This is a genomic window from Methylobacterium sp. Leaf88, from assembly GCF_001422795.1.
In the GTDB taxonomy this organism is placed as follows: Bacteria; Pseudomonadota; Alphaproteobacteria; order Rhizobiales; family Beijerinckiaceae; genus Methylobacterium.
Genome location: NZ_LMMK01000012.1, coordinates 613,554 through 635,125 on the forward strand (window position 1 = coordinate 613,554; position 21,572 = coordinate 635,125).

At 70.0% G+C, this 21,572-nt stretch carries 20 protein-coding genes; 3 read left to right on the forward strand and 17 right to left on the reverse strand.

What is annotated here, in order from left to right; all coding sequences use genetic code 11:
• Positions 1-5: 5 nt before the first annotated feature.
• The 9 genes from lpxB to ASF20_RS09280 form a co-directional block, all read right to left on the reverse strand.
• Positions 6-1,178 (reverse strand): lipid-A-disaccharide synthase, encoded by a 1,173-nt coding sequence (gene lpxB, locus ASF20_RS09240; protein ID WP_056273239.1) that lies wholly within the window; start codon positions 1,176-1,178, stop codon positions 6-8.
• Complete coding sequence (lpxI, locus tag ASF20_RS09245) at positions 1,175-2,089, reverse strand: UDP-2,3-diacylglucosamine diphosphatase LpxI (protein ID WP_082501244.1); 915 nt, start codon at positions 2,087-2,089, stop codon at positions 1,175-1,177. The genes lpxB and lpxI overlap by 4 nt, the downstream gene beginning before the upstream one ends.
• Positions 2,086-2,898: an acyl-ACP--UDP-N-acetylglucosamine O-acyltransferase gene (gene lpxA / locus ASF20_RS09250; protein ID WP_056273243.1), complete on the reverse strand. Its 813-nt coding sequence runs from the start codon at positions 2,896-2,898 to the stop codon at positions 2,086-2,088. Before lpxA ends, lpxI begins: the two co-directional genes overlap by 4 nt.
• Entirely contained in the window at positions 2,895-3,359 is a 465-nt protein-coding gene (fabZ, locus tag ASF20_RS09255) for a 3-hydroxyacyl-ACP dehydratase FabZ (RefSeq protein WP_056219047.1), read from the reverse strand. The genes lpxA and fabZ overlap by 4 nt, the downstream gene beginning before the upstream one ends.
• Before the next feature lie 172 nt (positions 3,360-3,531).
• Complete coding sequence (gene lpxD / locus ASF20_RS09260) at positions 3,532-4,590, reverse strand: UDP-3-O-(3-hydroxymyristoyl)glucosamine N-acyltransferase (protein ID WP_056273245.1); 1,059 nt, start codon at positions 4,588-4,590, stop codon at positions 3,532-3,534.
• A 44-nt stretch (positions 4,591-4,634) separates the two neighbouring features.
• On the reverse strand, positions 4,635-7,223 hold the full coding sequence (gene bamA, locus ASF20_RS09265) for an outer membrane protein assembly factor BamA (RefSeq protein ID WP_056219042.1): 2,589 nt from the start codon (positions 7,221-7,223) through the stop codon (positions 4,635-4,637).
• Between the two features lie 335 nt (positions 7,224-7,558).
• Positions 7,559-8,719: an RIP metalloprotease RseP gene (rseP, locus tag ASF20_RS09270; protein WP_056273249.1), complete on the reverse strand. Its 1,161-nt coding sequence runs from the start codon at positions 8,717-8,719 to the stop codon at positions 7,559-7,561.
• Between the two features lie 184 nt (positions 8,720-8,903).
• Positions 8,904-10,481, reverse strand: a complete 1,578-nt coding sequence (locus ASF20_RS09275; protein ID WP_056273253.1) for a DHA2 family efflux MFS transporter permease subunit — start codon at positions 10,479-10,481, stop codon at positions 8,904-8,906.
• 9 nt (positions 10,482-10,490) lie between these two features.
• Complete coding sequence (locus ASF20_RS09280) at positions 10,491-11,621, reverse strand: HlyD family secretion protein (protein ID WP_156648020.1); 1,131 nt, start codon at positions 11,619-11,621, stop codon at positions 10,491-10,493.
• Between the two features lie 261 nt (positions 11,622-11,882).
• Between ASF20_RS09280 and ASF20_RS09285 the strand changes: the two genes are divergently transcribed.
• A complete protein-coding gene (locus ASF20_RS09285; RefSeq protein WP_056273260.1) occupies positions 11,883-12,527 on the forward strand; it encodes a TetR/AcrR family transcriptional regulator in 645 nt (214 codons plus the stop codon).
• Between the two features lie 8 nt (positions 12,528-12,535).
• On the opposite strand, the gene dxr is transcribed toward ASF20_RS09285, so the two are convergent.
• From dxr to ASF20_RS09325, 8 genes are all read right to left on the reverse strand, one after another.
• The gene (dxr, locus tag ASF20_RS09290; protein ID WP_056219027.1) at positions 12,536-13,699 is read right to left on the reverse strand and encodes a 1-deoxy-D-xylulose-5-phosphate reductoisomerase; all 1,164 of its coding nucleotides are present in this window, start codon (positions 13,697-13,699) and stop codon (positions 12,536-12,538) included.
• Positions 13,700-13,711: 12 nt separating this feature from the next.
• Entirely contained in the window at positions 13,712-14,575 is an 864-nt protein-coding gene (locus ASF20_RS09295; protein WP_056273264.1) for a phosphatidate cytidylyltransferase, read from the reverse strand.
• A gap of 2 nt (positions 14,576-14,577) precedes the next feature.
• Positions 14,578-15,321, reverse strand: a complete 744-nt coding sequence (locus ASF20_RS09300; RefSeq protein ID WP_056219506.1) for an isoprenyl transferase — start codon at positions 15,319-15,321, stop codon at positions 14,578-14,580.
• 153 nt (positions 15,322-15,474) lie between these two features.
• Positions 15,475-16,041 (reverse strand): ribosome recycling factor, encoded by a 567-nt coding sequence (gene frr, locus ASF20_RS09305; protein ID WP_056219022.1) that lies wholly within the window; start codon positions 16,039-16,041, stop codon positions 15,475-15,477.
• A gap of 563 nt (positions 16,042-16,604) precedes the next feature.
• Positions 16,605-17,327, reverse strand: coding sequence for a UMP kinase (gene pyrH / locus ASF20_RS09310; RefSeq protein WP_056219019.1), 723 nt, complete (start codon positions 17,325-17,327; stop codon positions 16,605-16,607).
• 167 nt (positions 17,328-17,494) lie between these two features.
• Positions 17,495-18,418, reverse strand: a complete 924-nt coding sequence (gene tsf / locus ASF20_RS09315) for a translation elongation factor Ts (RefSeq protein ID WP_056273267.1) — start codon at positions 18,416-18,418, stop codon at positions 17,495-17,497.
• 185 nt (positions 18,419-18,603) lie between these two features.
• Positions 18,604-19,671: a 30S ribosomal protein S2 gene (locus ASF20_RS09320; protein ID WP_056273270.1), complete on the reverse strand. Its 1,068-nt coding sequence runs from the start codon at positions 19,669-19,671 to the stop codon at positions 18,604-18,606.
• Positions 19,672-19,839: 168 nt separating this feature from the next.
• Positions 19,840-20,214: a PH domain-containing protein gene (locus ASF20_RS09325; protein WP_056273273.1), complete on the reverse strand. Its 375-nt coding sequence runs from the start codon at positions 20,212-20,214 to the stop codon at positions 19,840-19,842.
• A 95-nt stretch (positions 20,215-20,309) separates the two neighbouring features.
• Between ASF20_RS09325 and ASF20_RS09330 the strand changes: the two genes are divergently transcribed.
• Both ASF20_RS09330 and acpS read left to right on the forward strand, forming a co-directional pair.
• A complete protein-coding gene (locus ASF20_RS09330) occupies positions 20,310-21,071 on the forward strand; it encodes a pyridoxine 5'-phosphate synthase (RefSeq protein WP_056273276.1) in 762 nt (253 codons plus the stop codon).
• The gene (acpS, locus tag ASF20_RS09335; RefSeq protein ID WP_056273279.1) at positions 21,068-21,481 is read left to right on the forward strand and encodes a holo-ACP synthase; all 414 of its coding nucleotides are present in this window, start codon (positions 21,068-21,070) and stop codon (positions 21,479-21,481) included. The genes ASF20_RS09330 and acpS overlap by 4 nt, the downstream gene beginning before the upstream one ends.
• Positions 21,482-21,572 lie beyond the last annotated feature (91 nt).

The window sequence follows — 21,572 nt, forward strand, 5'->3', positions numbered from 1 at the left end:
GCGGGTCAGGCCGCGCGCCGGGCGGCCAGGACGATGCGGGCGGCGCTCCGGCTCGGGGGCTCGTCGTCGGGCAGGCGCATCAGGCTGTCGATGCGGGCGAGCGCATCGACCTGCGCCTCCCGCGCCGGCTCACCCGCGAGGAGCGGCGCCACCGCCTCGGCGAGGCGCGGGGCCGTGCACTCGGCCTGGATGAATTCCGGCATGGCATTCCGCCCGAGGATCAGGTTCGGCAGCACGATCGTGGGCACCTGGATGAGGCGGCGGGCCACCGCCTCCTCGATACGCGAGACCTTGTAGGCGACCACCATCGGCACGCCGGCCAAGGCCAGTTCCAGGGTGACGGTGCCCGAGGCCGCTAGGGCCGCCCGGGCCCGGCGGAAGGTGGCGTGCTTGGCCGCCTCGCCGTGTACGAGGGTGACCGGGCTGTCCCAAGACAGCGCGAGGCGCTCGATCAGGGCCCTGTGCCGGGTCACCGCCGGCAGCACCGCCTCGATCGGGCCGAAGCGCGCCGTGAGCCGCGCCAGGGTGGCGCCGAAGACCGGCATCAGTCGCTCGATCTCCGAGCGGCGCGAGCCCGGCAGGATCGCCAGGACCGGTCGCCCCGTCATCCGGGCCTCGGCCTCGACGGGGTCCGGCCGCAGCTCGCCGAGCCGCTCGATCAGCGGGTGGCCGACATAGGTGCAGGCGGGGCCGTGAAGGCGCCGGTGCGCCTCCGGCTCGAACGGCAGGAGGGCCAGGACGTGGTCGATGAAGGGGCGCATCTTCGCCGCCCGCCACGGACGCCAGGCCCAGACGCTCGGAGAGACGTAGTCGACGATGGGCAGGTCCGGCATCCGCTTGCGCACCCGCGAAGCGACCGCGTGGGTGAAGCCGGGGCTGTCGATGATGACAAGGACGTCCGGCCGGGCCTCGACGACGTCGCGCACGGTCTGGCGGATACGGCGCAGCAGGGTGCGCAGGCGGGCGGCCACCGGCAGGTAGCCCATCACCGCCACGTCATCGATGGGAAACAGCGAGGCGAAGCCTTCCGCCGCCATGGCCTCGCCGCCGACGCCGCCGAAGCGGATCGGCCGGTCGGACAGCTCGCGCAGGCCGCGCATCAGCTTGGCCCCGAGCTGATCCCCGGAATCCTCGCCGGCCACCAACCAGATCGTCCGCTCGCTGTGCGGTGCGTTCATGATCCCGATCCCGTTCCAGCCTCCGGGCCGCCCGCGTCGGCACCGAGGCCGAGGAGAAAGAGGCCCGCCCGGTCCGCGGCCGCGATCGTGGCCGGACGGTCGATGATCAGGGTGAAGGCCGCCTGGATGGCGAGGCCGGCGCAGCCCGCCGCCGCCGCGTTCGCCACCGTGCGGGGGCCGATCGCCGGCAGGTCGACGCGCAGGTCCTGACCGATCTTGGCGCATTTCACCAGCACGGTGCCGGGCTGCGCGCTGCCGTAGCCGAAGGGGCGGCGTCCGAGCATCCGGGCCCGGGCCAGCATCCGGTCGGTCCCCTCCGGACCCTCGACGGCCAGGGCCCGCTGCCCGACGACGACGGAGGCTTGGCCGACATCGAAATCCGACAGGGCCGCCAGCAGGGCGCGGCCGGTGACGATGGACTCCCGCGCCGCGGCATCGGGCGCGTGCCGGCCGAGCAGGCCCTCGGGCGTGAGAAGATCCGGGGCGACCTCGTGGACGCCGACCACGCCGTGGCCGTGCTCTTCCAGGAGCGCCAGGGCGCCGCGCAGGAGGCGGTCGTCGCCCCCGCCGGAGATGGCCTTCAAGGCGTCGCGGTTGCGCAGGGCCGCGGCGGCGTTGAGGATCGCGGCCGGGTTCGGCCGGGACACGCCGCCGGCCGGCACCACGGTGACCGGCCCCCAGGCTTTGAGGATCGCCAGGATGCCGGCGATGTCGAGGAGGTCGACGGTGGCATCCGCACGGGCGCGCATCGCCCGCTCGGCGAAGCCCCGGATGGCCAGGACGCGGAACGGCCGTCCGGCCCGGTCGAGGGAGGTGGCCACGAGTTCCGGCAGGCGGCCGGCGCCCGCCACCAGGACCAGCGCCGCCGGTGCGGGAGCGATGCGCGCCGCCGGCACCGGGTTCGCGCTCAAGGGGCGCCCGGCGTCTCGCGCGGGGTGCAGAGCGAACGCTTGCCGCCGGCGCGGATGAAGGCGACGATCTCGGCCACGGCGCGGTGGGTCTCGAACTCGGCGGCGACGTCCTCGAGCCGCTCCATCAGCGTGCCCTCGTTGGCGAAGAGCAGCCGATAGGCCCGCCGCAGGGTGTGGATGTCCTCCCGGGCGAAGCCCCGCCGCTGCAGGCCGATGATGTTGAGGCCCGACAGGTAGGCCCGGTTGCCCAGCGCCATCCCGTAGGGGATGCAATCGTTCTCCAGTCCCGACAGGCCGCCGACGAAGGCGTGGGCCCCGACGCGCGCGAACTGGATCACGGCGGCCCCGCCGCCGAGGATGGCGTAGTCGCCGACGCTGCAATGGCCGGCGAGCATGACGTTGTTCGAGAACACGACGCCGTCGCCGACCCGGCAATCGTGCCCGACATGCGAATTGGCGAGGAAGGTGCAGTGATCGCCGACCGTGGTCTCGAGCCCGCCCCCGGCCGTGCCGGGATTCATGGTCACGCCCTCGCGGATCAGGCAATCGGCGCCGATCGTGAGGGTCGAGGCCTCGCCCTTGAACTTCAGGTCCTGCGGCGGATGGCCGATGGAGGCGAAGGGATAGAGCCGGGTCCGGGGGCCGATCGTGGTCTGGCCGGCCACCACGACGTGGCTGACCAGCTCGCAGCCCGCCCCGAGGGTCACGGCCGGGCCGACATGGCAGAACGGACCGATCCGGACGCCCTCGCCCAGGGTCGCGCCGTCCTCGACCACCGCGCTCGGATGGATATCCGCGGCGGCGCTCACTCCGTCACCAGCATCGCGCCGATCTCGGCCTCGGCGACGAGGACGCCGTCGACCCGCGCCTCGCCCCGGAACCACCACATGGTCCGCCGGTGGTTCGTCTTGGTCATGTGGTAGCGGACGGTGTCGCCGGGCACGACGGGCTTGCGGAACTTGCACTTGTCGATGGTCATGAAGAACACCTGCTTGGTGCGCAGCTCGTCGCTCATGATGTGGCGGCAGCAGATGGCGCCCGCGGTCTGGGCCATGCCCTCGATCAGCAGGACGCCGGGAAACACCGGCAGGCCGGGGAAATGCCCGGTGAATTGCGGCTCGTTGATCGTGACGTTCTTGATCCCGACGCAGCTCCGGTCGCCGTCGATCTCGACGATCCGGTCGATCATCAGGAAGGGATAGCGGTGCGGCAGGAGTTCCAGAACCGTCTGGATGTCAGCCGAGCCGAGTTCACGCGGCATGTCGCTCATCGATTGCAATACCCTGCTGCGCGTCGGCGCCTCCGCCGCCCGCCTTTTTCCCGTGTGTCGCCAGACCTGGAGGATGCGCCTTCATTCGGCAGAAGCCCGGCGGATGCAAGCCCTCGGCGACGAATGCGGCGGCAACATGCCGTCTCCGCGCCCGGATGGACGCGGCCGCGCCTCAGGCCTTCGGCTCGTCTCCGCCGGTGGACCGCTCGGCCAGGCGCGCCAGCGTGGTCAATTCGCGGAACCAGGCCCTCACGGGCTTGGCCGGAGTCCCGCCCCATCGGCTGCCCGGGGGGACGTCGCGGTTCACGTTCGACGACCCGGCGATCTGGGAGCCCATGCCGATCCGCAGGTGGCCGACGACGCCGACCTGACCACCCAGGACGACGTAGTCCTCGAGGGTGGTGGAGCCGGAGATCCCGACTCCCGAAACGATCACGCAGTGGCGTCCGACGACGACGTTGTGGGCGATCTGCACGAGGTTATCGATCTTGGAGCCCTCACCGATGATGGTGTCGCGGCTGGCGCCACGATCGATCGTGGTGTTGGCGCCGATCTCGACATCGTCCTGAACGATGACCCGGCCGATCTGGGGCACCTTCAAGTGCCCGCCGGGGCCCATGGCGAAGCCGAAACCGTCCTGGCCGAGGCGGGCGCCCGGATGGATGATGACCCGGTTGCCCAGGAGGGCGTGGGTCAGGGTGGCCCCGGCCCCGATCGCGCAGTCGCGCCCGATCCGGACGCGGGGGCCGATGCTGGCATTCGGCCCGATGACGGTGCCGGAGCCGATCTCGGCACCGGGGCCGACGACGGCCCCCGGATCGACCCGCACGCCGGGTTCGAGGCGGGCCTCGGGATGGATGTGCGCGCCCGGGGCGACGCCGGTGGAGCCGAAGAGCGAGGCGGGCCGCATCGCCTCCGGATGAAGCCGGGCCAGCAGGCCGGCATAGATCCGGTAGGGATCCCGCAGGACGAGGGCCACGGTCTCGGCCGGGACGCGTGGGGCGAACCGGGGCGACACGAGGCAGAGCCCCGCCCGGGTCGCCGCGAGGGCGTCGCCGTAGCGGGCGTTGTCCATGTAGGCGACGTCGGCCGGCGTGGCGGATTCCAGCGGCGCGGCGCCGGTGATCACGCCGTCGGGGTTCGCCCCCTGGGGAAGCGAAACGCCAGCAGCCTCGGCGATGGCGCCGAGGCTGAGGGTTGTGGTCGCGGAGAAGAAGATCGGATCTGACATGCCGTCACAACGTACTGCCTCCCCGAAAGGAGGCAGCCTCCGGGTCAGAACCGCGAGCCGCCGGAGAACCGGAAGGCCTGGAGCTGATCCTTGCCGACGCGGCCGAGGTAGTTGCCGGTCGCATCGTAGGCCTTCACACCTTCATCCTTCGAGAGGGCGTAGGCGTAGTCGAAGCGGATCGGACCCAGCGGCGAGTTCCACAGGATCGACGCGCCGACCGAGGAGCGGATCGTCATCTTGTCGCGCACGTTCACGCATTCGGGTTCGACGCCGATGGTGTTCTGGTTGAAGTTACAGGCGCCGCCCGGAGCGATACCGTTGATGAAGGCATCGCCGTTCACGTTGAACTGCGTCCGGCCGTTATAGCCGAACAGCGTACCGGCATCGGCGAACACCGCGCCCTTCAGGCCGAGATCGCGCGGCACGCCGGGAAGCGGGAACTGAACTTCGACCGTACCGCCGAAGTAGGTCGAGCCGCCGATGGCGTTCGAGCGGCTGTCGCTGATGCCGACGTCGCGCGGACCGATGCCGTTGGGCGCGAAGCCGCGGACCAGCGACGGTCCGAGGAAGAACTGGTCGGTGATGCGCAGGGGCTGGTCGTTCAGCGCCGTGATGTGACCGCCCTGGAAGCGGACGAAGCCGACCACGTCCTCGTAGAGTTCCTTGTAGTACCGGGCGTCGCCGGTCACGCGGAAGAACTTCGAGTCGCCGCCCAGGCCCGCGACGTCGGGCTTCAGCTCGGCGTAGAGACCGTTGCGGGGCGAGCCCAGGTTGTCGAGGGTCGAGTAGGCCAGCGTCAGGCCGGCGAGCGAGGTCAGCGTGCTGCCCTGCGAACCCTTGAGTGCGATCGAGGCTTCGCCGTCGAGGGCACAGTTCGGGTAGATCGCCTGACCACCGACGTTTCGCACCGGGTCACCCGGGTTCAGACCCGGAAGCGTCGCGTTCGCGGCGTAGGTCGCGGTGTAGCCGGAAATCGGGTTCGAACAGTCGTTGTACGGCCGCTTGACCGTGTTCGGGACCTTCAGCTCGGTGTTGTAGAGCGAGTAGCGCAGCGTGATGCCGAACTCTTCGGTGATCGGCAGGCCGACGCGGAGCTGGCCACCATAGACCGTGGTCTCGTAGCGCGAGTAGCGGGTCTGGTCGCTGTACTTGTAGAAGGCGTCGAAGCCGGCGGCGAGACGGTAGCCGAGGAAGTACGGCTCGGTGAACGAGAAGTCGAAGCCGCGTGAGTACTGTCCACCGGTACCGGCCACGCGGACGTACTGGCCGCGTCCGAGGAAGTTCGACTCCGAGATCGAGACCTCGCCGATGATGCCGTCCTGGGTGGAGTAGCCGCCCGCCACCGAGAACGAGCCCGTGGGCTGATCCTCGACGTCGATGTTGATGATCACGCGGTCGGCCGAGGAGCCCGGCTCGTTGGAGAAGCGCACCTTCTTGAAGAAGCCGAGGCCGTTCAGGCGCCGCTCGGCTCGGTCGGTCAGCACCCGGTTGTAGGCATCGCCCTCGGTGATATCGAGCTCGCGCCGGATCACGTAGTCGCGGGTGCGGGTGTTGCCGCGGATGTTGATGCGCTCGACGTAGACGCGCGGGCCGTCCTCGACCACGAAGCCCAGGGCCACGGTGTGGGTGGCGCGGTCGCGCTGGCCGGTGGGACGCACCTGGGCGAAGGGGTATCCCTGGCGCCCGACCTGGTTGGTCACGCCGTTGAGGGTCCGCTCCACGTCCTCGGCGTTGTAGACGTCGCCGACCTGGGCGCGGATCTCGCCGTCGAGGGTCTGGGTGTCGAGGCCCGGCAGGCGGGAATCGATCGCCACCGCGCCGACGCGGTACTGCTCGCCCTCATCGACGGTGACGGTGACGACCCAGCCGGCATCGCCCTCGCCCTCGACGTAGCGGGCATCGGCGTTGACGACGCGGAAGTCGGCGTAGCCGTTCTTCAGGTAGTAGCGCCGGACGATGTCGAGGTCGTTGGTGATGCGATCCGGGTCGTAGACGTCGGACGTCTTGATGAAGCTGAGGAAGTTCATCTCCGAGGAGGACATCAGCTCGCGCAGCTTCGACGACGAGTAGGCGCTGTTGCCCACGAAGTTGATCGCCTTGATGCCGGTCTTGTCGCCTTCCTCGATCACGTAGATCACGTCGAGGCGGCCGTTCGGCAGGTCCACCGTCCGGTAGGTCACCTTCGCCGTCCCGCGGCCCGCGCGGCGGTAGACTTCCTTGATGCGCTGGATGTCGGCCTGGACCACGGCCTCGCTGAAGGCGCCGCGCGCCTTGGCCTCGACCTCGCCCTCGAGGGTGGCCTTCTCGATCTTCTTGTTGCCCTCGAACACCACCCGGTTGATCAGGTTGTTTTCGCGGACGCTGACGACGGTGCTGGCGCCGCTGCGGGAGACCTTCACGTCGGAGAACATGCCGCTCGCCAGCAGGTTGCGGCGGGCTTCCTCGGGCGAGCCGGAGGCGGTGCCGGTCACGTAGGACCGGATGGTGTCGGCATCGACACGCTTGTTACCCTGGACGACGATCTGCTGCGCCTGAGCGGTTCCACCGAGAACAAGGCCAGCGGCCGCCGCGGCGACTAGGACGATGGTCTGTTCCGCCGACTTACGCCGGCGCTTCCCCGTCATCGACATCATGTAATCGCCCGTCTCTTTATATCTTCAGCGCGAGTTTGCACCCGCAATCAGGCGTCCGTTTTCCGGGCGTCCTGACATCTGGTCCCAAGCTCAGCTTCTATCGGGATTCCGGCGTTAAGCAAACGCCGGGGGGTCCTGCACACTGGGGATTTTGGGGAGACGTGGCCTTCCGGTCACTTAACGCCCCGGCCCGATCGTCGAACAGGGTCAACAAACGGTTGCGCGCGAAACCCGGAGGTTCCGCGCGCGCGACGGATTGTGGTTAAGATCGAGGCGGTTGCGTGTCCCGTCGCGGGACCGGAGCGCGAACGCCGAACGGTCGCGCCCAGGCGTGTTCAGGTTCCGCGTGCGCCCCAGGACGCGCCGAGGTTGAGGATGTCGTTCCAGGCGGCGAACAGCATGAGGAACAGCACGAGGGCGAGGCCGATGCGGAAACCGATCTCCTGGGCCCGCTCGCTCAGCGGACGGCCGCGGACGGCCTCGAAGGCGTAGAACAGCAGGTGGCCCCCATCGAGCAGGGGCACGGGGAAGAGGTTGAGGAGGCCGATCGAGACCGAGAGCAACGCGATCAACCCGATCAGGCCCCCGAGGCCGCCGCTCTGGGCCACGGCACCCGACACGCGAGCGATCCCGATCGGTCCGGAGAGCTGATCGGGGGATTCCCGGCCGGTGACGAGCTTGCCGATGTAGTCGATCGTCCGGTCGACCACGAAGTAGGTCTCGTAGGTCCCGAGGCCGAGGGACTGGACCGGTCCGTAATGCACGAGCTTCGCCTCGCTCGCCTTCGGACCCTGGATCCCGAGCCGGCCGAAGCGGTGACGACCGAACGGCGTCACATCCTCCTTGCGCTCGGGCACGGCCACGAGCTCGCGGGTCTCGCCGCCGCGCTCGACCGTGAAGGTCAGGCTGGAGCCGGCCGCCCCCGAAACCGTCCGCTGCATGTCGGTGAAGCTGTTGACCCGCGATCCGCCGATGGCGCGGATCACGTCGCCGGGCTCGAAGCCGGCCCGGGCGGCGGCACTGTCGGGCATCACGGCCTCGACGCGGGCCGGCGTCTCGTAACGCCCTCCGAAATAGATGGCGCCGGAGAACAGCGCGATGGCGAGGATGAAGTTGGCGATCGGTCCCGCGGCCACGATGGCGGCGCGCTTCGGCAGGGGCTGCGTCGGGAAGCTGGTGGCGCGCTCCTGTGGGGACATGCGGGCCAGGGCCTCGGGATCCGGAACGCTGGCGCCGTTGGCGTCGCCGTGGAACTTCACGTAGCCGCCGAGGGGGATCGCCGAGAGCTTCCAGCGCGTCCCATGCCGGTCGTTGAAGCCGAACAGTTCCGGTCCGAAGCCGAGGGAGAAGGCGTGAACGCCGACCCCGCACCAACGCCCCACCAGGAAATGTCCCATCTCGTGCACGAACACGACGATGCTCAGCACGATCAGGAAGGGGATCACGGCGCCGAAGAAGCCGCTCGCCGTGCCGCCCATGGCGTTCAGAAAGTCCATTGGTCGATCCTCTCGGCCTCCCCCGGGGCCGTCGCTCCGCTGTAGCAGATCGGATGCGTCGAACGCGAACGCAAACCTTTTGGCCGGGGTTTGCGGTCGCAGGGGCGCATCGCGCGGCGCTGTCCCCGCATTCCCGGGGTCAGGGTAAAGAACCGCGCCGGCTTCGACTGCGCGCTCGACGTCCTCAGTGCCCGCCGCCGCCGGCCGCCGCACGGGGCCGCCGGATGAAGGGCACGGCGCAGGCCATGGCCACGAACAGGACGGTCAGAACAAGGAAGACGTCGGTGAATCCCATCACCAGACCTTGGACCCGCACGGTGTTCATCATGGCCTTCAGCGCCATCGCGTCGGCATCGCCGCCGAGCACCTCGAACTGCCGGCGGGTCATGTCCAGGCGCTCCAGCACGACGGTGTTGGTCCAGGTGAAGCGCTCGTGCAGGCGGGCGAGGTGAAGGTCCCAGCGGTCGTTCAGGACGGTGTTGATCAGCGCGAGCCCGACGGCCCCGCCGAGGTTGCGGGTGAGGTTGTAGAGGCCCGAGGCGTTCTTCATGCGCGCCGGCGGCAGGGTGCCGAGGGCGATGTTGTTGATCGGGATCATGCACAGCATCAGCGAACAGCCCCGCAGGATCTGCGGCACCAGGAGTTCCCAGAAGTCCCAGTCCTTGGTCAGGCCCGTGACCATCCAGGTGCCGGTGGCGAACCCGAGGAAGCCGAGCGCCATCATCAGGCGCGGGTCGACCTTGCCCGAGAAGCGCCCGGCGATCGGCGCGGTGGCGAACATGCAGAGGCCCGAGACGAACATCGTCTCGCCGATCTGGAGCGCCGAGTAACCGCGCACGCGCCCGAGATAGACCGGGTAGAGGTAGGTCAGGCCGTAGAGGCCGATGCCCAGGACGAAGCTGAAGAGGCAGCCGGCCGTGAAGTTGCGGTCGGAGAAGGCGCGCAGGTCGACGATGGGCTCGGCGGCCGTGAAGGCCCGCCAGAAGAAGGCGGGTCCGGCGGTCAGGCACACCACCGCGCAGGCGAAGACCGCCTCGTCGGCGAGCCAATCATGGTTCGGACCTTCTTCCAGCACGTATTCGAGGCAGCCGAGCATCAGCGCCATGAACACGAGGCCGAACCAGTCGAAGCGCTTGAACAGAGTCAGGTTCGGCTCGTCGAAATCGACCAGCAGGTAGGTCGACACCATCACGAAGATCCCCGGCACGACGTTGACGAGGAACAGCCAGTGCCAGTCGAACAGGTCGGTGAGGTAACCGCCCACCGTCGGCCCGATGGTGGGCGCGAGCGTCGCCACGAGGCCGATCATCGGCGAGACGATGGAGCGCTTCGAGGGCGGGAAGATCGTGAAGGCGGAGGCGAAGACCGTGGGGATCATACCGCCGCCGATGAAGCCCTGCGCGGCCCGCCAGACGATCATCTCGTCGATCGAGGTGGAGGTGGCGCACATCAGGCTCATCAGCGTGAAGCCGCCGGCCGAGATCACGAACATCCAGCGCGTCGAGACGACCCGCGACAGGAAGCCGGAGAGCGGGATCGAGATCACCTCGGCGATGAGGTAGCTGGTCTGGACCCAGGGGATCTCGTCGCCCGAGGCCGACAGGCCGGCCTGGATCTCGGCGAGCGACGCCGAGACGATCTGGATGTCCAGGATCGCCATGAACATCCCGAACACCATGCAGACGAACGCCACCATCCGGCGGCGGTCGAGCGGCGGCTCGGCGGCCGGTGCGGCCGGTCCCAGGGTGGCGATCGCGGCCATCGCTGGCCCCTAGTGCCGGGCGGCCGTGCGGAGGCGGTCGTCTCCGGCCGCGGTCTCGGCGTTCTCGCGGGTGTCCACCCGGACGGTCACGGACAGGCCGGGCCGCAGGAGGCCCGCTCGGGCGACGTCCGCCGGTACGTGGACCCGCACCGGCAGGCGCTGGACGATCTTAGTGAAGTTGCCGGTGGCGTTGTCGGGGGGCAGCAGGCTGAAGACCGAGCCGGAGGCGGGGGAGAGCGACTCGACCTCGCCGACGATATCGCGATCCGGATAGGCATCCACCGCGATGTGCACGCGCTGGCCCGGATGCATGCGCTCGACCTGGGTCTCCTTGAAGTTCGCGTCGATGCGGACGCTCTCCAGGGGAACCAGGGCGGCGATGCGCGAGCCCGGGGAGACATAGGCGCCGGCCTCCGCGGCCTTGTTGCCGATCACGCCGTCGAAGGGCGCCCGGATCGTCGTGAAGTCCAGATCGCGCGCGGCCCGTGCCTCGGCGGTGCGCAATTCGGCGGCGAGGCCCTCCGCCTCCTTGCCCTGCGCGCGCAGCACCTCGACATTGGCGCGCATGGCCACCAGGGCGGCCTCGGCCCCCTTCACGGCGGCGTCCGTCCGGTCGCGGTCGGCCCGCGCCTGCTCGATCCGCGCCTTGGCGACGAAGTCGACCTTCTCGAGCTGCTGCTGGCGGGCGTAATCGGCCGTGGCGCGGACCGCATCGGCCCGGTTGGCATCGATCTGGGCCGAGGCCTGCAGCATCTGCGCCTGCGCCGCCTCGACCTGCCGGGCGATCCGGGCGATGGCCGCCTGCTGGGTGACGAGCTTGTCGTGGGCGGCCTGCGCGGCGAGGCGGTAATCGCCGTCGTCGATCCGGGCGATGACGTCGCCCCTGTGCATCATCTGCCCGTTCACGACCGGAACCGCCGCGAGATAGCCCGGGATCTTGGCGGCCAGGACCGAGATGTCGGCCTGGACATAGGCGTCGTCGGTGCTGACGAAGAACCGTCCGACGGTCCACCAGGCCTGCGCCTTGTAGGCCCCCCCGCCGAGGGCGGCGAGGAGCAGCGTCGCCAGAACGACGTTGCGCGTCCGCCGGGGCTTGACGCGGGCTTCGCCCTTCGGCGGCGCGATGACCGCCGGCGTCATCGGCTGGGCCGGCGCGGCGGCCGGTGACGCCGAGACGGTCCGCGTCTCGACGGCATCGGCTCGGATGGCGTCGCCTTGGGCCGGCTCGGCCCGAAACCCGTCGTCCTGGCGCAAGCTCATGGCATCGATCTCATGGCTTCGATCCGGTTCTTCGAGAGAATTGACCGAACCGTTCGGTCATTTTCGGGGCTGCGAACGCTGGCGCGACCCAGAGCCTTGGGATATTGTGACCGAACCGTTCGGTCAATGAGGGTCAGGGCCATGGGGACCGCAGAGGCCCCGCGCGATGCGCGGGAGCGCACATCGGGGGAGACCGACAAGCGTCGCCAGATCCTCGACGGGGCGCGCGCGGTCTTCATGGCATCGGGCTTCGACGGGGCGAGCATGGGCGAGATCGCCAAGGCGGCGGGCGTCTCGAAGGGGACCCTCTACGTCTACTTCGACAGCAAGGAGGCGCTGTTCGAGGATCTGGCGCTCGCCGAGAAGCGGGGTCTCGCGGAGGTGCTGTTCCGGCTCGATGCGGACGATCCCGACGTGCGGGGCGTCCTCACCCGTCTCGGCCGCAGCTACCTTGCCGAGATGATCCGGCCGGAGCACGTCACGGTGATTCGGATGGTCATCGGCGCCTGCGAGAAGTTCCCGCGCCTGGGCCAGGCCTATTTCGAGGCCGGGCCGGTGCAGGGCACGACGCGCTTGGCCGCCTATCTCGATGCGCAGGTCGCGGCGGGGCGCCTGCGCCCGGCCGGTACGAATCTCGCCGCGCGCCAGTTCCTGCAGATCTGCCAGGCCGGTCTCCTGACGCGCCTCCTCTTCAACGCCGGCGACGGCGTCTCCGAGGCGGAGATCGAGCACAACGTCAGCGAGGCCGTGCGCGTCTTCCTGGCGGGCTACAGCCCCGAGGCCTGAGCCCGGGCTCAGGCCGCCGCGACGGCCTGGCTGCTCCAGCGGCGCACCTCGGCATCGATGGCCAGGGCCTCGTCGACATCCTCGGGCGCGGTCCGGTACTGGCCGGCGAAGTGCGCGCAGGCGCGCTCGACCAGGTCGGCGATGCCATAGAAGCCGATCGCGCCCTTGATGAAGGCCGCGACCGCGATCTCGTTGGCCGCGTTCATCACGGTGGGCGCGGCACCCCCGGCGGCGAGCGCCGCCCGGGCGATCGCCAAGCAGGGGAAGCGCGCCTCGTCGGCGGCCTCGAAGGTCAGGCTGCCGGCGGCGGCGAGATCGAGATGGCGGCCGCGGGCGATCGTCAGGCGCTCGCCGAGACCGAGGCAATGGGCGATCGGCACCCGCATGTCCGGCATGGCGAGGCCCGCGGTCACCGCGCCGTCGCGCCAGTAGACGAGGCCGTGCACGATCGATTGCGGATGGACGATGACATCGAGGCGCTCGGGTTCGAGGGCGAACAGGTGGTGCGCCTCGATCAGCTCCAGTCCCTTGTTCATCAGGGAAGCCGAATCGATGTTGATCTTCATGCCCATCGACCAAGTCGGATGGGCCGCCGCTTCCGTGGGCGACGCGGCGGCGATGCGCTCGCGCGTCCAGGTCCGGAACGGACCGCCCGAGGCGGTGATGGTCATCTTCGCCACGTCGTCGAGGCGGCCGTCGCCCAGGGCCTGCGCGAGGGCGTTGTGCTCGGAATCGACCGGCAGCAGGGTGGCGCCGTAGCGCTTGGCGTCGCGCATGAAGGCGTCGCCAGCGCAGACCAGGCTCTCCTTGTTGGCGAGGGCGACGGTGCGCCCGAGCTTCAGCGCCGCGTGTGTCGGGCGCAGACCGGCGGCCCCGCTCACGGCCGCCACTACGATGTCGGCATCCCGGGCAACCGCCTCGAGGACGGCGCCCTCACCGGCCCCGTTCGGGATGCCGGTATGGGCCAGGGCGTCGCGCAGGGCCGGACCGGCGGACGCGTCGGCCAGGGCCACGAAATCGGGCTGCAGGTTGCCGGCGAGCCGAGCGATGGCCTCGACGTCGCGCCCCGCCACGAGACCGCCGATGCGGAAGCGGTCGGGATGCTGAAGCAGCAGGTCGACGGTCGATTGGCCGATGGAGCCGGTGGCGCCGAGAATGGTGACGGTCAGCAACGGAAGGGTCCTTCAGGCCGCCGCGAGGCGGCGGGCGATGAGATAGAGGCCGACCAGGACGGCCACGGCGAAGAAGCCGTCGAGGCGATCCATGACGCCGCCATGGCCGGGAATGGAACGGCCCGAATCCTTCACGCCGTAGTGGCGCTTGAGGGCGGATTCCACGAGATCCCCGCCCTGGCTCAGGATGGAGGCGGTGGCGCTGACGAGGGCGACGAGGGCGAGCGAGGTGGTCGCGAGGTCGCTCCAGCCATGGTCGCGCGCGACCATCACCAGGGCGACACCAGCCAACGTGCCCGCCGCGAGGCCGCCGAGCGCCCCGGACCAGGTCTTCTTCGGGCTGACCTTCGGCATCAGCTTCGGGCCGCCGAAGGTCCGGCCGGTGAAGTAGGCGATGATGTCGGTGGACCAGACCACGGCGAACATCCAGGCCGGTCCCAGGAGGCCGATGGAAGGATCGTCGCGCAGGGCGGTGGGAACCAGAGCGATCACCGCCGAGCTGGCCAGGCCCGCGAGGGCCCGCCCCCATCCCGCCCCGCCGCGGGCCACGGCCGCCACGAGGACCGCCCCGACGGCGCCGACCCCGAGGGCGATCCCGAGCGGGGCGTCGCCGTGCAGGCAGAGGACGAGGCCGAACAGCGTCGCGGCAGTCAGCGCCAAAACGAGGCGCCGGGGCACGACCGCGCTCATGCCGATCCACTCGGCCGCGAAGACGATCCCGGCGGCGAGCCAGATCACCGCGAAGGGCCAGCCGCCGAGGACGAGGGCGGAGAGCACGATCGCGCCGAGCAGGATGGCCGACACCAGGCGGGTGTGGAACTCGCGGCTGGCGAGGAGGCCGCGCTGCGAGGCGGGTGCCGCCTCTCCGGGTGCCATGATCAGCCGGCCTTGCCGCTGAGGCCGCCGAAGCGACGGTCGCGGCGGTGATACTCGTCGACGGCGGCGCGGAAGGCGGCATGGTCGAAATCCGGCCAGAACTCCGGCACGATCACGTATTCCGCGTAGGCCGTCTGCCAGGTCAGGAAGTTCGACAGGCGCTGCTCGCCGGAGGTGCGGATCACGAGATCCGGGTCCGGGATGCCGGTGGTGTCGAGGGCGCCCGTGAGTACGTCGAGATCGATGGCATCGGGTGCGAGCCGTCCCGCCGCCACGTCCCGGGCCAGGCTGCGGACCGCCCGCAGGATTTCCTGCCGGCCGCCGTAGTTGAACGCCACGATGAGGGTCAGGCCCGTATTGGCCCGGGTGCGCTGCTCGGCCTCGTCGAGCAATCCGGCGATGTCCGCCGGCAGGCCTTCGCGCTCGCCGATGATGCGGATGCGCACGTTGTTGCCGTGGAGATCCGCCAGGTCGCGGCGGACGAAGAGCTTCATCAGACCCATGAGGTCCGCGACCTCGGCAGGCGGCCGCCGCCAGTTCTCGGAGGAGAAGCTGTAGATCGTCAGGTAGCGCACGCCGAGTTCGATGGCGGAGCGCACGGCGCGCCGGACCGCCTCGACGCCACGCCGATGCCCCTCGACCCGTGGCAGGCCGCGATCGGCGGCCCAGCGGCCGTTCCCGTCCATGATGATGGCGACGTGCGTCGGGGGCGCCGCCAGGGCAGGCAGGGGCGCACCCGGATACACCGCCGCAGCGGTCTCCGCCGCGCCCAGCGCGACGTCCGTGCCGTGCACCCGCGCCGTCTCGATCTGACGCGCGCCTTCTGAGCGACCCAACGCGCTTCTCCCCCAACCGTCTCTCGTGCCGATCACACGTGGCCCCGATCCCGATCCGGGATCCTAGACCTGCATGATCTCCTTCTCCTTGGCGGCGAGCACGCCGTCGATCTCGGCGATGAACTGGTCGGTGGCCTTCTGGACCTCGCCGGCCTGACGCTTCTCGTCATCCTCGCTGATCGCGCCGTCCTTCTCCAGCTTCTTGAGATGGTCCAGACCGTCCCGGCGGACGTGGCGGACGGCGACGCGCGCTTCCTCGGTGTACTTGTGCGCGACCTTGACCATCTCCTTGCGGCGCTGCTCGTTCATCTCGGGCACGCGCAGGCGGATGGTCTGGCCCTCGGTCTGCGGGTTCATGCCGAGGTCGGATTCCCGGATCGCCTTCTCGACGGCGGCGATCATGCCGCGGTCCCAGACCGAGATGCTGAGAAGACGGGGCTCGGGCACGCTCACCGTCGCCACCTGCGCCATGGGCATCATCGCCCCGTAGGCATCGACCTGGATCGGATCGAGGATGCTCGGGGTCGCGCGGCCGGTCCGGAGCGATCCGAGATCCCCCTTCAGCGACGTCACGGCGCCCTGCATGCGACGCTTGAGGTCATTCAGGTCGAATTCTGGAATGGCTGCCATGCTGGACTATCCCGACGCGAACTTGAGGGAATGGGTCGGGCCGCCGGGGCCCGTTCGTGGGCCTCAATGAACCAAAATCCAGTGGGTCGCAAATGGCGTTCGTGTCGTTGGGGCAGGAAACGCCCGGGCCGGGCGGGCGCGCTGCGGGCCCGAGCCTTCCCAGCCTCCACTGCAGCCGGTCCGAAGCGCGGCACGCCCTGGCTTCCCCCGACATCGGCGCGGGCGCGCAGGCGGGCAGACGCGGGCCGCGGACAGCGGGATCGGATCGAATCGCCGCAGCGGATGGAGAGTCTCACGGGCGTGCGGCGCGACCGGCATCCCCGACCCTACGCCCGGGGACGTCGCACGGCTCGATCGGCGCCCGACCCCCGTGGCGGCGATGCGCCGCAAGACGCTTGCGCCGCGCCGGCGACCGGAGCTCCTCCGGGGCTTCAAGAGATCGCCGGCCGCCCGACCCGGCGACAGGCTCGCGAACCCCTGATCAAGATCGGGCGCCACAGCCGGAAGGACATCGGCGACGTCCGCAGGCGTCGCCCACCGAAAGGCCGCGGCCGCAGTGATGCCTAGGGGACGACCTGGGTCGCCGGGGCACCACCCGTGAGGATCGCCAGGATCGAGCTCGGCGCGTGGACGGACCCGACGACGATCGACAGGCGGCTCTCGCGGGCGAGCGCGAAGGCGGCGGTGTCCATCACCTTGAGGTCGCGGGCGATGGCCTCGTCATGGGTCAGCCGGTCGTAGCGCGTAGCGGTGGGGTCGCGGTTCGGATCGGCTGAATAGACGCCGTCGACCTGCGTGGCCTTCAACACCGCATCGCAGCGCAGCTCGGCCGCCCGCAGGACGGCGGCGGTGTCGGTGGTGAAGAACGGGTTTCCGGTGCCGCCGGCGAGGACGACGACCTGGCCCTTGTCGAGGTGGTGCAGGGCCGGCTGGCGCGCATAGGTCTCGCAGATGGTCGGCATCGAGACCGCCGACATCGTGCGCGCCGGGACGCCGGCGGCGTTCAGGGCCGTTTCCAGAGCCAGGGAGTTCATCACGGTCGCCATCATCCCGAGGGAATCGCCGGTGGCCCGGTCGATCCAGCCGGCCGCCGAGATGCGGGCGCCGCGGATCATGTTGCCCCCGCCGACCACCAGGGCGATCTGCACGCCGGCCTCGCGGGTGCGGGCGATGTCGTCGGCGATGCCCGCCAGGGTCGGGGGATGCAGCCAGTACCCATCGGGTGCGGCCAGCGCCTCGCCGGAGAGTTTCACGAGGACGCGGCGAAACGGTGTGGTCTCCGGCATCGAGCCAGTCCCCTCTAACCCGGCCTGGATCAGGTCGGGGAGCCAATCGGAAGCGGAGGGGTGTCTAGCCCAAGGGAGGCCGGAACGTCGAGGGGCGGCGGCATTCCTGCCGCCGCCCCTTGGACGATTCCCTGGTTTCCGCGGGGCCTTACCCGGGACGGTCCGGCTCAGCCGCGGGCGGCGGCGGCCACCTCGGAGGCGAAATCGGGCGCCTCCTCCTTCTCGATACCCTCGCCGAGGGCGTAGCGCACGAAGGCGGCGAGCTTGACCGGCGCGCCGGCCTTGCCCTCGGCCTCCTTCAGCACCTGGGAGATGGTCTTGGAGCCGTCATGCACGAAGGGCTGCTCCAGGAGGGTGACCTCCTTGTAGTAGCTCTTCAGGCCGCTCTCGACGATCTTGGCGAGCACGTTCTCGGGCTTGCCGGCATTCTTCTCGCGCAGGATGTTGATCTCGCGGTCGAGGGTCGCCTGATCGACGCCGGCGGCATCGAGTGCCACCGGGTTGGTGGCGGCGACGTGCATGGCGATCTGACGGCCGAGGGTGGAGAGCACCTCGACGTCGCCCTCGGACTCGAGCGCGACGAGCACGCCGATCTTGCCGAGGCCCTCGACCACCTGGCCGTGGACGTAGGAGGCGATCACGCCCTTGGTCACGTCGAGCTTGGCGACGCGGCGCAGGGTCATGTTCTCGCCGATGGTGGCGATGAGGTTGGCGAGGCTCTCCTTGACCGTGGTCGCGGCGCCGGGGAACGTAGCGGCTTCGAGGCCGTCCAGCGTGCCGTCGGTGTTGAGCGCGAGCTTGGCGGCCTCGCGGGCGAAGGCCTGGAAGCTGTCGTTGCGTGCGACGAAGTCCGTCTCGGAGTTCACCTCGACGATCGCGGCGTGGTGGCCGGCGGACTCGACGGCGACCAGACCCTCGGCGGCCACGCGGCCGGCCTTCTTGGCGGCCTTGGCGAGGCCCTTCTTGCGCAGCCAGTCGACGGCGGCTTCGATGTCACCATCGGTCTCGTTGAGCGCGCCCTTGCAGTCCATCATGCCCGCGCCGGTCTTCTCGCGGAGCTCTTTCACCAGTGCGGCGGTGATGTTGGCCATGGCGGGTCCTTTCCGTGTCTTGTCGGATGCGAAACCTTCCCGCGGGAAGGCTTCTGAAGCGAACGGGTTCAGCGAAGCTGAGTCTTTTGAAGCGACTGAGCCCGGCGCTCTTGGAAAGCACCGGGCTTCAGGAAGCAGTGTCCGATCTGGCGATGGCGGCCCGATGACGGGCCGCCGCAGCGGGATCAGGCGGCAGCGGCAGCCTCGACGAAGCCGCGGGCCTGGTCGACCCAGCCGTCGCGACCGATGCGGCCGTTCAGCTTCAGGTCGGCATCGACCTTGGCGATGTCGTCGGCGCTCATGGAGGCCAGCTGCCAGTAGTGGTAGATGCCGGCCTCGTTGAGCTTCTGCACGATCTGCGGGCCGGCGCCGTGGAGCTTCGACAGGTCGTCGGGCGCGCCGCGGGGGGCCGAGAGCAGCTCGAAGTGCTCGGTGGACTCGACGAGGGCGGCGACGTCGGCCTGGTTGACCGAGCCCGACTCGACGGAGGTTGCCGCGTCGTCGTTGGCCGGCAGCTCCTCGGCGACCGGCTCCTCGGAGGCGCCGAGATCGATGCCCATCGAGCCCTGGCCGCGCGAGATGCCGTCGATGGCGGCGCGGGCGATCAGGTCGCAGTACAGGGCGATGGCGCGGCCGGCGTCATCGTTGGCGGGAACGACGTAGGTGATGCCGTCCGGGTTGCAGTTGGTGTCGACGATGGCCGCCACCGGGATCCCGAGGCGCTGGGCCTCCTTGATCGCCAGCTGCTCCTTGTTGGTGTCGATCACGAACAGCAGGTCCGGCACGCCGCCCATGTCCTTGATGCCGCCCAGCGCCTTCTCGAGCTTGTCCTTCTCGCGGGCCAGCATCAGGCGCTCCTTCTTGGTGAGGCCCTGGGCCCCGCCGTCGAGGGTCTCGTCGACCTTGCGCAGGCGCTGGATCGAGCCCGAGATGGTCTTCCAGTTGGTCAGCATGCCGCCGAGCCAACGGGAGTTGACGTAGTACTGGGCCGAGCGCTTGGCGGCTTCCGCGATGGTGTCGGCCGCCTGGCGCTTGGTGCCGACGAACAGCACGCGGCCGCCCTTGGCGACGGTGTCGCTCACCGCCTGAAGGGCCTGGTGGAGGGCCGGCACGGTCTGGGCGAGATCGATGATGTGGATGTTGTTGCGCGTCCCGAAGATGTAGGACTGCATCTTCGGGTTCCAGCGGTGGGCCTGGTGTCCGAAGTGGGCGCCGGCCTCGAGAAGCTGACGCATGGTGAAATCGACGGCCATGTCTTTTGTACTCTCCGGTTGGTACCGCCGCGGAGGAAGCGATCGCGCCCGAGGGACGACGACCACCGGAAACGCCTCATTCAGGCATGAGGCCGGCTCCGCGTGTGGAATGGGCGGGGCCTTAACAGAGCCCGGCCGCCGAGGCAAGGTTCGCCGGGGCGGTCGATCTCACCGGATCGACGCCGCGATCGCCTGCTGGATCGCCAGGATGTTGGCGCCGCGCTTGAGGGTCTTGCGGATCGGCTCGGCTCGGCCCGACACCCAGATCGCCAGTTCGGAATCGAGGTCGAAGCTGCCCGCCGTCTCCACCGAGAACGACGTGATCGCCCGGTAGGGCACGGTCAGGTACGAGACCTTCCGGCCGGTGAGGCCCTGCTTGTCCACCAGGATCAGGCGCCGGTCCGTGAACACGATGAGGTCGCGCAGGATCCGGAAGGCGACCTGCACCGGCTCGCCCTCGGTGAGGATGCCGGCCATCTGCTGGTTGACCTCCGCCGGCGAGAGATCGCTGCCGTGGCCGAGCAGTCCATCGAGAAAACCCATCGCGCGCCGTATCCCCTTGAAGCCTCGCCGCACCTATGTAGGGGCGCGTCCGCCGTTCCGTCAGGGCGCCACGTCCGTGCCCGGAGTCCGCCTCCATGTCCTTTCCTACCTCTCGGCCGAGCCGCCTCCGGCTCGGCGTCAACATCGACCACGTCGCGACCGTGCGGAACGCCCGCGGCGGCACGGCGCCCGATCCGATTCGCGCGGCCCGCGAGGCGGTCGCGGCGGGAGCGGATGGGATCACGGCGCATCTGCGCGAGGACCGGCGGCACATCCGCGACGCCGACATGGAGACGCTGGCGCGCATCCTGACGGTGCCGCTCAATTTCGAGATGGCGGCCACCGACGAGATGATCGAGATGGCGATCCGGCTGAAGCCGCATGCCGCCTGTCTGGTGCCGGAGAAGCGGGCGGAGCGCACCACCGAGGGCGGCCTCGACATCATCGGCGGCCACGACGCCCTGCAACCCCGCATCGCCCGCCTGTCCGAGGCCGGCATCCGGGTCTCGCTCTTCGTCGAGCCGGACGAGGCGGTGATGGAGGCGGCCCGCCGGCTCGGGGCGCCGGTGGTCGAGCTCCACACCGGCAGCTACTGCGAGGCGGTGGCCGAGGGCGACGCCACGCGCACGGCGCACGAGCTCGACCGCATCGCCCGGGCGGCCACCTACGGGGCGGGACTCGGCCTGGAGGTCCATGCCGGTCACGGCCTGGCCCTCGACAGCGTCGGTCCGGTGGCGGCCCTGCCGGAGATCGCCGAGCTGAACATCGGTCACGCGCTCATCGGCGAGGCGATCTTCGTGGGCCTGCCCCAGGCGATCCGAGACCTGCGCGCTGCCATGGACGCGGCCCGGGCATGATTCTCGGCATCGGCTCCGACCTCTGCGACATCCGCCGGATCGAGAAGTCGCTGGACCGTTACGGCGAGCGCTTCACCCATCGGGTCTTCACCGATGGCGAGCGCGCCAAATGCGATGCCCGCGCGGCGCGGGCCCCCTCCTATGCCCGCCGCTTCGCCGCCAAGGAGGCCTGCGCCAAGGCGCTGGGCACCGGCATCGCCCGGGGCGTCTTCTGGCGCGACATGGAGGTGGTGAACCTGCCCGGCGGCCGTCCGACCCTCCGCCTCACCGGGGCGGCCGCAGAGCACCTCGCCGCGATGGTCCCGGCCGGCCACATGCCGAAGCTGCACATCACCCTCACGGACGACCCGCCCATGGCTCAGGCCTTCGTGATCATCGAGGCGGTGCCGGACAGCACGCCCGGGACTTAGCCGATAGCCCCCTGCGTTGCGGCGCCTTTCCGCATGGTCTATGCCGCCGGTCGACCGTCAACGACGGAAGCCGCCCGGAATCCGGGCGCGA